At 57.8% G+C, this 12,534-nt stretch carries 11 protein-coding genes; 5 read left to right on the forward strand and 6 right to left on the reverse strand.

Annotated elements, in window-relative coordinates; translation table 11 throughout:
* The first annotated feature begins 3 nt into the window (after positions 1-3).
* The 3 genes from ENH71_RS02235 (at position 4) to ENH71_RS02245 (ending at position 2,054) form a co-directional block, all read left to right on the forward strand.
* Positions 4-552, forward strand: a complete 549-nt coding sequence (locus ENH71_RS02235; RefSeq protein ID WP_294137470.1) for a DUF2878 domain-containing protein — start codon at positions 4-6, stop codon at positions 550-552.
* Between the two features lie 50 nt (positions 553-602).
* Complete coding sequence (locus ENH71_RS02240) at positions 603-1,352, forward strand: hypothetical protein (RefSeq protein WP_294136751.1); 750 nt, start codon at positions 603-605, stop codon at positions 1,350-1,352.
* A 69-nt stretch (positions 1,353-1,421) separates the two neighbouring features.
* Positions 1,422-2,054 (forward strand): DUF2889 domain-containing protein, encoded by a 633-nt coding sequence (locus tag ENH71_RS02245; RefSeq protein ID WP_294136749.1) that lies wholly within the window; start codon positions 1,422-1,424, stop codon positions 2,052-2,054.
* Here ENH71_RS02245 and pdsS read toward each other — a convergent pair.
* Both pdsS and pdsR read right to left on the reverse strand, forming a co-directional pair.
* The gene (pdsS, locus tag ENH71_RS02250; RefSeq protein WP_294136747.1) at positions 2,014-4,221 is read right to left on the reverse strand and encodes a proteobacterial dedicated sortase system histidine kinase; all 2,208 of its coding nucleotides are present in this window, start codon (positions 4,219-4,221) and stop codon (positions 2,014-2,016) included. The two genes, ENH71_RS02245 and pdsS, sit on opposite strands and share 41 nt — an antisense overlap.
* 14 nt (positions 4,222-4,235) lie before the next feature.
* The gene (gene pdsR / locus ENH71_RS02255) at positions 4,236-4,943 is read right to left on the reverse strand and encodes a proteobacterial dedicated sortase system response regulator (RefSeq protein WP_294136745.1); all 708 of its coding nucleotides are present in this window, start codon (positions 4,941-4,943) and stop codon (positions 4,236-4,238) included.
* A 244-nt stretch (positions 4,944-5,187) separates the two neighbouring features.
* Here pdsR and ENH71_RS02260 point away from each other — a divergent pair, with 244 nt between their 5' ends.
* On the forward strand, positions 5,188-5,850 hold the full coding sequence (locus ENH71_RS02260; RefSeq protein WP_294136744.1) for a glutathione S-transferase family protein: 663 nt from the start codon (positions 5,188-5,190) through the stop codon (positions 5,848-5,850).
* 159 nt (positions 5,851-6,009) lie between these two features.
* Here the strand turns inward: ENH71_RS02260 and ENH71_RS02265 are convergent, their stop codons facing one another.
* Both ENH71_RS02265 and thiC read right to left on the reverse strand, forming a co-directional pair.
* Positions 6,010-7,083, reverse strand: a complete 1,074-nt coding sequence (locus tag ENH71_RS02265) for a 3-deoxy-7-phosphoheptulonate synthase (RefSeq protein ID WP_294136742.1) — start codon at positions 7,081-7,083, stop codon at positions 6,010-6,012.
* 49 nt (positions 7,084-7,132) lie between these two features.
* On the reverse strand, positions 7,133-9,046 hold the full coding sequence (gene thiC / locus ENH71_RS02270; protein ID WP_294136741.1) for a phosphomethylpyrimidine synthase ThiC: 1,914 nt from the start codon (positions 9,044-9,046) through the stop codon (positions 7,133-7,135).
* A gap of 382 nt (positions 9,047-9,428) precedes the next feature.
* Here thiC and ENH71_RS02275 point away from each other — a divergent pair, with 382 nt between their 5' ends.
* A complete protein-coding gene (locus ENH71_RS02275; RefSeq protein WP_294136740.1) occupies positions 9,429-10,781 on the forward strand; it encodes a TolC family outer membrane protein in 1,353 nt (450 codons plus the stop codon).
* A 193-nt stretch (positions 10,782-10,974) separates the two neighbouring features.
* Here ENH71_RS02275 and hemH read toward each other — a convergent pair whose 3' ends face one another.
* Entirely contained in the window at positions 10,975-12,054 is a 1,080-nt protein-coding gene (gene hemH, locus ENH71_RS02280; protein ID WP_294136739.1) for a ferrochelatase, read from the reverse strand.
* A complete protein-coding gene (locus ENH71_RS02285; protein WP_294136738.1) occupies positions 12,051-12,533 on the reverse strand; it encodes a hypothetical protein in 483 nt (160 codons plus the stop codon). Before ENH71_RS02285 ends, hemH begins: the two co-directional genes overlap by 4 nt.
* Between the last annotated feature and the right edge of the window lies 1 nt (position 12,534).

The following is a 12,534-nucleotide window of genomic DNA, read 5'->3' on the forward strand; positions in this document are numbered from 1 at the left end:
GCAATGACCGGGCGTCCCATCCAGCTCGCAGGCAAGCTGCGCCTGACAGAGCGCCAGCATATTGTGTTTAATGCTGTGGTGTTTCAGCTGTCGTGGCTGGCCTGTGTGCTGGGCGGTTCCGTTGTTGCCGCGGCGGTGACGGCGGCAGTCGTCGCGATGCACCTCAAGGTGGTGGCAGACAAACGACAGGAATTCATTTTCCTGCTGCAATGCGCGGCAGTCGGTTTTGTGTGTGATCTGGCGCTTATTCAGATGGGCGTGCTCAATACCGGCAACCCTCTGCCGCCGCTGTGGCTGACCTGCCTGTGGGTACTGTTCGGCACCACCGTGGGTTATCCGCTGCGCTTTTTTCATGGCCGGCTGGCCTTGTGTGTCGCGGGTGGTTTTGTGTTTGCGCCCACCTCCTATTTTGGTGGCGCGCGGCTGGCTGACGTCACTCTGGTTGAGCCGGTCTGGGTGGCACTGCTGAGCGTCGGCCTGGTGTGGGCAGTGGTATTTCCCACACTGATCTACCTGTACAGCGTTAACAAACAGAAGACCGCAAAAACGTAACACCAGCAACAAAGTAAAACCGGCGCACCGGCGCTACATCGGAGAAATTTATGCGAACATCGTTGCTCGCTCTGACATTGATTGGCACCCTGGGCATGACCGGCAGCGCAGCTGCTGCGGAGACCGGGCAACCCCAGCCCTGGGCCATCGGCACCGCCTGGTCAACCGATCAGTCGCAGGTGCTTTACCGGGAGATCCATTTTGCCGAAGACCCGACGCACGAACTCACCACGCGCGTGGAGTATCGCCGCGACAATGATCAGGTCTTTGCGGAGAAGGACGTCGACTATTCAGTGTCCACGACCGCGCCGGCGATTTCGCAGATTGATCACCGCAATCAGGCGCGTATCATCACCCGCCACCCGAATCCCGAGCCCGGCCCGGTGGTAGAGCTGGAGGTGCGCCCGCATGACAGCGACGAAATACAGACCGAAGAATTTGACTATGAAGAGGGCATGATCATTGATGCCGGCTTCGATCCCTTTGTGCGCGAGAACTGGGACCGCCTGGCCAACGGACGCCGTGTCACCACTGACTTTCTGGTGCCGGCCCGGATGGATACCGTGTCTATCAGCATCAGCAAGACAGACAACGATGAGTGCAACTTCCCCGCGCAGGATATGCACTGTTTTGTCATCAAACCTGCCGGCCTGCTGCGCATGGTGAGCTGGTTTGTGGATCCGATTTATATCGGCTATGACACGGAATCACGCCGCTTGCTGATGTTCGAGGGGGTCAGTAATCTGCGCGACGACGCCGGCGAACCTCGCAACGCGCTGATACACTTCGAATATATGTGAACTTCTCGCCACAGAGCGAGCGTCCGGCTTTTATGGTATAATCCTCCGCCCTGAGCGGAGGAAAGATTAATGCCATTGACCCAAGCAGTACAGCGCGAGCATATTCATACGCGCCAGATCAACTTCACCGGCTACGAGCGCGAGGACGGCTGGTTTGATATCGAGGCACACCTGACCGATACCAAAACCTATGCCTTCAGCAATAACTGGCGTGGCACCATTGAGCCGGGCGAAGCACTGCATGAAATGCTGCTGCGGGTCACCATCAACGACAAATTCCAGATTCAGGACATTGAGGCCGCTACCGACAACAGTCCGTTTTCCATCTGCCCCGATATCACGCCCGTATACAAGCAGCTGATCGGCGTCACCATGGGGCCGGGCTGGCGCAAGGTCATTCGTGAACGTGTCGGCGGCATGCAGGGCTGTACGCACCTGACCGAGCTGCTGTACCCGATGGCAACCGTGGCCATTCAGACTATCAAACCGCTGCAGAATCATCGCCGCAAACTGGCGGACTCAGACAGCAAAGCCAATGCGGGCCGACCGTTTGTGCTCAACACCTGTCATGCCTGGGCGGAAACGTCGCCGGTGGTCAAAGAGAACGCACCGGACTACTACGTGCCACCGAAAACGGAGGATCGCATCCGCGTAAAATCGCTCAACGATGTGGATCAGGCAGCAAAGGAATCAACAGAGTAATTGCCACACCTTCGTACTCGGCGATATTTTCCGCACGAATCTGGCCCTGGTGAAACTCGCTGACCAGGCGGGCAATGTGCAGCCCCATGCCCAGGTGCGGTTCGCGCTGTTTTTCCTGTGGCCGGACCGAGATCATGGAATCAAACAGACGGCCCTTCATTTCTTCCGGCAGGTAGGGGCCGTAGTTGCTCACCCGCAACACCGCCCTGCCCTTGATGGCGCGGCAGAACACGGTGATGGGCTTTTTGTAATAACTGAACTCAACCGCGTTGGCGATCAGTTTGTCCATCAACTGCGCGATATACTCGGGCACCCCATGGATCATCGCCGGCCCCTGCAGATCGTCCCTGATAATCGCGTCCGGGTACGCCAGCCGGTAACCCTCGACACAACCGGCGACGACTTTTTCCAGATCAATCACCTCTTTCTCTGACGTCTGCAACATCTGCTCAAGTCTGGTTGCTTCGCTCATATTGGTCAGGATCAGGTTCAGGCGACTGATACCCTCTTCCGCGCGCTGAATATACACCGACGATTCCTTGTCCTGGGCGGTCATGCCCAGGTTCTCCAGCGACGAGCGCACCACTGTCACCGGCGTGCGCAGTTCGTGCGACAGCCGCGACGACATGTTCTCCAGATAGTTGGTGTACTGCCCCAGACGCTCGACGATATTGTAGAAACTGCGCGACAGGTCACCGATTTCATCGGAGTTGCGGCTGGCGACGATGGTGTTTTTCAGGCGGCCGTTATCATCAATGATGTTCTCCGCCTGGTTGCGCAGGGCGCGGATGCGGGCGGAAATTCTGGAGGCAAAAAAGAACAGGCCAAAGGCCACCAGCAACATGACCCCGAGGATGGTATTAAACAGCGTTTCCAGTGCCTGGTTACGGAAGGTGCGGATGCCGTTCATGTTCTGGTCAACCACCACCGCGCCCATGATTTCGCCTTCGGCATAGATGGGATAGGCCGCTTCCAGAATCCGGGTCTGGTTTTCATCTATGGAGCGGAACTGGGTGCGTGGCTGGCCGTCAAGCGCCGCGCTCAGGTGCGCACCGGCCAGCGTACTGCCGATGTACAGGTCGTCGATAAAGTCATTGGAAGGTTTGGTCAGTACCCGGTAGTACATCGGGTGCAGGATATTGTCTTCAACATAGCGCCAGTACTTGTTGCCTGACTCCACATCCGGTTCCGGCGCAATGCTCAGCCCGCCCGCCGATTGAATATCGCCCACGCTCAGCAGCACCCGGCTGCCCCGGTCCACCACCTGTATGCGCGAATTGGTATGGCCCATGCCTTCCACGATCTTGTCTATTTCTGGCGTCGGGCGCAGCAGCGAACCCAGACGCTGGGGATTGTTGACCGCCGAGGTCGCCACCACCGCAGTGACATTGCGCGCGTCCGGGCTGTCGACGTCATAAATGGCGAGGCCCATCTTGTCGCCCAGCATGGTCAGCGGCATGCGCATTTCCACGATGTAGCCGTCTTCGGTTTCATACCATTGCCCGCTGATACGCTCTTCGTGGGTCAGCGCGCCGATGTCGCGCAGGTCATCACCGATCTCGTAGGCATATATAAATTCCGGACCGCGCGGCGAGATCACATAACGCTGCAACTGATTGTCGCGGGTCACCATCGACACCTGCAGGAAGTCGCTGCGATGAATGCTCAGGCTGTCGGGGGCGCGATAGACAATGCTGTTATCCACCACCTTGAGGTAGGCGTACAGATAGCGGTTGTGTTCGCCCACCAGCAGTTTGAAGTTCAGCGACTCATCGTTGTGGTAGTAGCGGGAAAATTCACTTTGCGGATTGAGCTGTGTGGCGATGGTATTGGCACGGCCATAAGACAGCTCATAGCGCTGGTAGTCGCTCCAGTCGGCCAGGGTCAGATCGTCCAGCGACAGCGGCGAATAAATCGGATACACGTACAGGTTTTCGCTGCGCCGGGTTGGGCTGAAGGTGCCTTCGTCAAACAGCTCCGGCCGTTCATTCAGCGCTGTTGCCAGCGCCCGCGCAGTGCCCAGTACCACCTGTTCCTGGCCGCGGCGCAGATAATCTTCCATCTCCAGAATATACTGGTAACCCAGCCACGGAATGACCAGCAAAAAGCTGGACAGGAACACCAGTTTCGAGCGGATACCAAACGGATTTTTAAAAGCCCCGGCCATGCGTGATCCCGTGATCAGTTGTCGGCAGTCACCGGCGTGTTCCAGCGGTAACCCATGCCGTACACGGTTTCGATGCAGTCAAAGTCGGCATCGACCTGGATAAACTTGCGGCGGATGCGTTTGACGTGTGAGGTAATGGTGCTGCCATCAACAAAGATCTTTGATTCCTGCATCAACACCTGACGGCTTTTGACGTGACCGGGAAACTTCACCAACGCGTGCACCATCCAGAACTCGGTGACAGTCAGCGGTACCGGTGCGCCGTCCCACTGGATGGTCAGACGGCCGATATCGAGCACCAGTTTGTCGCGCTGCAACAGGTTCTCCGGTGACGTTGGCAGGTTCAGTGCGTCCTGGCGACGAAACAGCGCGGCGATGCGTGCTGACAGATGCGGCAGACTGATATCCTTGGTCAGATAATCGTCGGCACCCATGCGCAAGCCGCTGACGGTGTCGAAGTCGTTGTCACGCGCGGTCAGAAAAATAATCGGCAGGGTTTCCGACATCGACCGCAGGCTCTGGCACAGGGTGAAGCCCCCATCAATCTCGTTTTCCAGACCAATATCAATGATCGCCAGATTGGGCAGACGCAGGTCAAAGGACTTCATCGCCTCACGACGATTGGCGAAGGTCTGCACCTCGTAGCCCTGCTTGCGCAGCACATCGGCGTAATTCTCCCGGATGGCCGCCTCATCCTCCACAATCGCAATACGTCGCGCCATAAATCACCTTCCCTACCATCAGCTGCCATGCTGACACCATGGCTGTGTGCGCTGAATATACCTGAATTATCTGACGTTTAAAGCCCGCCACCACCGTCATACCCCGGTTGCCACCATTCTGACATATTTAGTCAGGACAAAGCCCTGCTTTATCCCTGCCGTGGCAATAAACCTCGTGTCTAATTCAGTAACCGGACAACAAACAAGGCAACGAACAAGAGCCCAAACAGCGGAGACAACACAGATGAGCGGCACCCGACTGGTCATTGGCAACAAGAACTTTTCATCCTGGTCCCTGCGGCCCTGGCTGTTACTCAAGCACTTTGATATTGCTTTTGAAGAAGTCAGTGTCGGCCTGTATCAAAGCAATACCGCGGAAAAACTCGGCCCGCTGTCGCCATCGCTCAAAGTACCGGCGCTGTTGCATCATGAAACCACGGTGTGGGATTCGCTGGCTATCTGCGAATATATCTCCGAGGCCATGCTCGACGGTAGAGGCTGGCCCGCCAGCCCGCGCAAGCGTGCCACGGCCCGTTCGGTGTGCGCCGAGATGCACGCGGAGTTTCCGCATCTGAAAAAAGACTGGCCGATGAACTGCAAGGCCAATGTCGACCTGTTTGTGTCTGACGCCATTGCCGATGAGATTGCCCGCATTGATGCGATCTGGAGCTGCTGCCGGCGTAAACACGGCGCGGGTGGAGAGTATCTGTTTGGCCGTTATTCGATCGCCGACTGCATGTTCGCGCCGATGGCGATCGCCTTCCGGTCTTACGGTGCGGTGTTAAGCGCCGAAGCTCAGCACTATGCCGATACCCTGCTGGCTGACCCGTGGTTACAGGACTGGGTCGCCCAGGGGCGCGCTGAAACGGAGCCGGGCGTGGCATTGGGTTTTGTCAGCAATATGTGATGTGACGACGCATTGATCCTGCGCGCCAGCCGGTAAAGCACTCAGGACGACGCCGTTGGCGTCTTTATTGTCCTTCGTATTTCACCGGCTACCACACAGGCTCAGGGCTGTTTTATTCGCTCAGGGCTGTTTCATTCGCCCAGAACGAATGGTACGCCTTCAGGATTTGCGGGCTGGCAGCACGTCTTTCAGTTTGGCAGCCATTTCCCTGATGCTGCGTTCGGTTTCCGCCCAGTCGATGCAGGCATCGGTGACGGATACGCCGTATTGCAGCTCGCTCAGGTCCTTGGGGATCTTCTGATTGCCGAAATTGATGTTGCTCTCCAGCATCAGACCAATAATGGACTGATTGCCTTCCAGGATCTGATGCGTCACGTCTTTCAACACCAGCGACTGGATCGACGGATCCTTGTTGGAGTTGGCGTGGCTGCAATCGATCATGATGTTGGTGTTGACGCCACCTTTGGTCAACGCTTCTTCCGCCTGTGCCACGTGCACCGAATCATAGTTCGGACCGGCGTTGCCACCACGCAGAACCACATGCGCGTACGGGTTGCCCTTGGTCTTCACCACGGCGACCTGACCTTCCTTGCTGATACCCAGAAAACGGTGCGGATGACTGACCGACTGCATGGCATTCACCGCCACCGTCAGACCACCGTCCGTCCCGTTCTTGAAGCCCACGGCCGATGACAGACCACTGGACATCTCACGGTGGGTTTGTGATTCGGTGGTGCGCGCACCGATCGCCGACCAGGAAATCAGATCCTGCAGATACTGCGGAGAAATCGGGTCCAACGCCTCGGTTGATGCCGGCAGGCCCATGCCCACGATATCCAGCAACAACTTGCGACCCATACGCAGACCTTCTTCAATCTGGAATGTGTCATCCATAAACGGATCGTTGATCAGACCTTTCCAGCCCACCGAAGTCCGCGGCTTTTCGAAGTACACACGCATGACCAGATAAATAGTGTCTTTGACCTCGTCGGCCAGCACTTTCAGACGTTTGGCGTAATCCAGCGCCGCTTCCGGATCGTGAATCGAGCACGGTCCCACCACCACAAACAGACGCGGGTCCTTGCGGTCCAGAATGTTAAAAATGCTCTGTCGCGCATCGCGCACCGACGCCAGTGCCTCGCCCTGCAAGGGCAGGTCGGCCTTGAGCTGTTGCGGTGTCATCAGTGTCTCGATGGACTCGATGTTCAAATCGTCTGCTTTTATATCCGTCATGCTCTAACACTCTTGTTCATTTATTGTCTGATACCGGGGCCGGAACTGATCACACCTTGTGATAGAGCTGGCGGCCGGTTTTGTTGTACTCCTCGGCCATCTTCTCCATGCCGGCGTCGACATCCACCACACCGACACCATTGGCGTCTTCCTGGGCAGCGGCGAAGTCACGTACTTCCTGGCTGATCTTCATGGAGCAGAACTTCGGTCCGCACATGGAACAGAAGTGCGCAACTTTACCCGACTCTTTGGGCAACGTCTCATCGTGATAGGCCCGAGCCGTGTCCGGATCCAGCCCCAGATTGAACTGGTCGTCCCAGCGGAACTCGAAGCGCGCCTTGGACAGTGCATTGTCACGCAACTGCGCGCCCGGATGACCTTTGGCCAGATCCGCAGCATGCGCCGCGATCTTGTACGCCATCAGGCCTTCCTTGACGTCCTGCTTGTCCGGCAGGCCCAGGTGCTCCTTGGGAGTCACGTAGCACAGCATGGCACAACCGAACCAGCCGATCATGGCGGCGCCGATACCAGAGGTAATGTGGTCGTAACCCGGTGCGATATCGGTGGTCAGTGGCCCCAGGGTATAGAACGGTGCTTCGTCACAAACCTCGAGCTGCTTGTCCATGTTTTCCTTGATCATGTGCATGGGCACGTGACCCGGACCTTCGATCATGCACTGCACGTCATGCTTCCAGGCAATCTTGGTCAGCTCACCCAGGGTTTCCAGCTCGGCAAACTGCGCGGCATCGTTGGCGTCGGCAATGGAGCCGGGACGCAGACCGTCACCCAGCGAGAAAGACACGTCGTAGGCTTTCATGATTTCGCAGATGTCTTCGAAATGCGTGTACAGGAAACTTTCCTTATGGTGCGACAGACACCACTTCGCCATGATGGAACCACCACGGGACACAATGCCGGTGACACGCTTGGCGGTCAGTGGCACGTAGCGCAGCAGCACGCCGGCGTGGATTGTGAAGTAGTCCACACCCTGCTCGGCCTGTTCGATCAATGTGTCGCGGAAAATTTCCCAGGTCAGGTCTTCGGCCACGCCGCCGACTTTCTCCAGCGCCTGATAAATCGGCACCGTACCAATGGGCAGCATGGAGTTACGGATGATCCATTCGCGGGTTTCGTGAATGTTCTTGCCGGTGGACAGATCCATCACGGTGTCGCCGCCCCAGCGCGCTGACCAGGCCAGTTTCTCGACTTCTTCTTCGATAGAGGAGGTCACCGCCGAGTTACCGATATTGGCGTTCACTTTCACCAGGAAGTTGCGGCCGATAATCATCGGTTCAATTTCCGGGTGGTTGATGTTCATCGGGATGATGGCCCGGCCGCGGGCAACTTCCTCACGCACAAACTCCGGCGTGATCTCTTTCGGAATGGCGGCGCCGAAGGACTGACCCGGGTGCTGGAAGCCCAGGTCGGTGACATCGCCCTTGCCGGTCAATTGCTGCTCGCGCATCTGCGCAATACTCATGTTCTCGCGGATGGCAATAAATTCCATTTCCGGCGTGATGATGCCCCGGCGCGCGTAATGCAGCTGCGTCACATTGGCACCGGCCTTGGCGCGGCGCGGCTTGTGCAGGTGCTCAAAGCGCAGGTGTGCGGTCTGCACATCGTTCTGGCGCTGGCGGCCGAATTCGGAACTGACGCCGGTCAGCAATTCCGTGTCGCCGCGCTCCTCGATCCAGGGCGCGCGAATCGCCGGCAACCCGGTACGCAGATCAACGTGCGCGGCCGGATCGGAGTACGGACCGGAGGTATCATAGACCCGGATCGGCGGGTTCACTTCCCGGCCTTTTTCGGTCAGGGTGTCGGCCTGGCGAATTTCTCGCATCGGCACCTGAATGTCAGCACGGCTTCCCTGCACGTAAACTTTACCGGAACTGCTGAACTCATAGCGGGTTCTGTCGTCCAGTTCGGTAATTCTGTCGAGAAAGTGTTCTGGCTTGGCGCTCATTGCTCTATCCTAAGTCTGGCCTGCGTTACAGACCCGGGTTACAGGGTTTGATTGCAGGCGTGAATAACAACAACATATTATGCCTTAAACACGGACAAAGTGTTACCGCCGGAGCCAATCTGGCGCCTGAATCCATCGCAGCTGACGGAATCCCTTTGCTGCAGTCAGGCGTTTCAGCCATCCGCTGTTTGGCTCCATTCGTAACACTGTGTAGAATGCCGACTATACCAGCCAGACTGTCCGTTTTTTGCCAACACCCAGCGGCAGACGTCTGCGGACTTAAGTCGACAGATATTGCGAAAACAACCGTACAACCATGGTCTGCGTGCCCTGCAGACATTAATAGTTTCAGTCAACGATGGATCTGACAGGATTTCTGATTATGCGACGTTTTTCCCGCACACTGGCCCTCGCAGCCGGACTGCTCGTATCCGCGCAACCCGCGCTGGCCGATGACCTGGTGAGTATTCTGGAGCTGGCCATGCGCAACGACCCGACTCTGCGCCAGGCCCAGGCCCAATTACGCTCCGGCCAGCAACAACTGACTCTGGCACGCTCCAGCCTGTTACCACAAGCCAGCGCCAACTTCTCCGAACAGCGACAGGCGGCAGGCCTTGAAGGTGTGGTGGACCTCACCGACCTGAATCAAGAGTCAACGCGATACGGCCTCAATATCAGTCAATCTCTGCTTAACTTGCCTAACTGGTACAGTTATCAGGGCGCCAAGGAAGCTGACCAGGCGCGGCTTTACAACTTTGCCGCGCAGGAACAGGCCTTGATTATCCGGGTGGCTGCCGCCTATTTTGATGTGCTGCGCAACATCGACCAGCTGGATACCCGCCGCCAGGAAGAGGAAGCCTCGCAGCGCGAATTCGAGCGCACCCAACAGCGTGAAGAAGTCGGCCTGGTAGCCATCACCGAGGTGTACGAGGCACAGGCGGTATACGACCTGGCACGCAACAACACGATCCTGGCCGAAGATGCCGTGGCCAGCGCCTATGAAGCGCTGGAAGCGATCACCGGCCAGCCGCATCCGAACATCGATGTATTGAGCGAAGATTTCCCGATTGAGGAAGCTGACGGCAGCATGGAAACCTGGGTGAATGAAGCGCTGAACAACAACCCGCAGTTGCTCGCAGCCCGTTACAGTGTGGAAGCGCAGTCCCGGATCGCCAAGGCACGCAGCAGCGAGCGCTGGCCCACGGTCAGTCTGCAGGGCGGCTACTCCAACAGCGAAACCAACAGCGGCCAGGGCACCGATGGCAGTCAGCGCGCGGTGGGTGCCATTGAAGGTGTCAGCATCGGGGTGTCCGTCAGTATTCCGCTGTACACCGGTCATGCCCTGACCGCACGCCGTCAGCAGGCCGAATACGACCTGGTGGCGCAGCAGGAACAGGCTAACCTGGTCCGCCGCACCACGACTCAGGATATCCGCAATGCTTACCGCAGCGTGAATACCGACGCGCTGGTGATTGCACAGCGACAGCAGGCGATTGTGTCAGCCGAAGCGGCGCTGAACGCCATTGAAGCAGGTTACGAAGTCGGCACACGCAATATTGTTGATGTGTTGCAGGCGCGTCAGCAGCTGTTCGGGGCGTTGCGCAACTATGCCGATGCGCGTTACAACTATGTGCTTGATACGCTTCAGCTTAAGCGTACTGCGGGGGTGCTGACGCCGCAGGACATCATCGACCTGAACGAGTGGCTTGAGGCCGAATCGGCGACTGCGCAATAAGCAGGTGACAGTTGGCCGCAACTCAACAACGGGTCATGCGGATAACTGTAGTGGATCAAAAGCAAAGGGGGTGTGCAGAGCCGGGTCTGCACACCCCCTTTGCTTTTTTACGGGCTGGTGGCACGCATTGACCCGTTGTTGAGTTGCAGTGATGCATCGGGGTTTGTCGCGCAACGCCTTGACAAAGCGCCTGCTACTTTTCAGCACCCTTGGCGCGGGCGCGCTCCTGGCGCTGCGGATCGGCCTGGGGTGTTTCCCAGCCGGACATGTGCAGTTGCACCAGATCAGCCAATGCGCTGATGTGTTCCGGCCGGTCATTGAGGGCGCTGATATATTCATAACGCTCACCACCGGCATGCTCAAAGTACTCCCGGTTTTCCTCGCCGATTTCTTCGATGGTTTCCAGACAGTCGGCGGAGAAGCCCGGGCAGAACACCTGCACTGACTTGACGCCCTGCCCCGGCAATGCCTTCAGGGTTTCATCCGTGTAGGGCTTGAGCCACTCTTCGCGACCAAAGCGCGACTGGAAAGTGGTCATCCACTCGCCCTCTTTCAGCTCCAGTGCTTCTGCCAGCAGACGCGACGTCTTGTGGCACTCGCAGTGGTAGGGGTCGCCATTGAGCAGGTATTTTTTCGGCACGCCATGATAGGACAGCATCAGTTTGTCAGCGCGGCCGTGTTCCGCCCAGTGGGCCTTGATGCGCTCGGCTGCCGCCGCAATGAATGGCGCAAAGTCGTGGTAGTGATTAACAAAACGCAGTTCCGGTAACAGACGGCGCTTGGTGAAATCGGCACTGATGGCGTCGAATGTGGACGCCGTGGTGGAAGCGGAGTACTGCGGGTACAAGGGCAACACCAGCAGCTTGCGCACACCCTGTTGCATCATGTTCTCCAGCACTGACGGAATCGACGGATTGCCGTAACGCATGGCAAAGTCCACCACCAGTCCCTCATGACCGCGCGACTGCAGTGCCTTTGCCAGTGCCCCCGCCTGGTGACGGGTATGAAACAGCAACGGTGAGCCTTCGTCGGTAAACACGGTGGCATAGGATTTCGCCGAGCGCCGCGGGCGGATATTAAGAATCACGCCGTTCAGGATCAGCCACCATATTGGCCTGGGCACTTCCACCACGCGCGGGTCCCAGAGAAACTGTTTCAGATAACGGTGCAGCGCCGACGGCGTTGGCGCGTCAGGTGTCCCCAGATTGGTGATCAACACCCCTATGCGGTCTTGCTGGGCATGGGTAAAACCGGGACTGCCTTGAAATTTCATAATCGGTCCTGTGAATCTGTTGCTTCAGTGGTGGGGCTTTTGTCTGTGCTGTTTGTGTCTGTGCCGTTTGTGTCAGTGCTGTTGCCGGCCGCTGCGCGTGTGGCGAGACCGGCTCTGGCTCCCAGCACGCCGGCACCAAACTGTGGTGCCGACAGCAGCGTGACGAACAACATGGCCTGCAGCACAAAACTGGCATTGCCAAAAAATATTGATGAAAACACCTGACCCAGCATCATGCTCATGGTCCAGCGCCAGCTGTTGTGCGGGAACTTCCGCGCCAGCCAGTACACCATCGCGCACATCACCGGCCAGCCCAACACGAAATACGTCAGCGACGCCCAGGCCACCGGGTTGCCGCTGATAAAGGCAATGGCGCTGGCGACGATAAACCCTGCCGCAAACGCCGTCATATGCACCTTGCTATCGCGCAGCAGCGGCGGTTTCGACGGCTGGTCAGGCCCCTGCTCTGGCTCCGTCATG

Source organism: Pseudohongiella sp., from assembly GCF_011050365.1.
In the GTDB taxonomy this organism is placed as follows: Bacteria; Pseudomonadota; Gammaproteobacteria; order Pseudomonadales; family Pseudohongiellaceae; genus Pseudohongiella.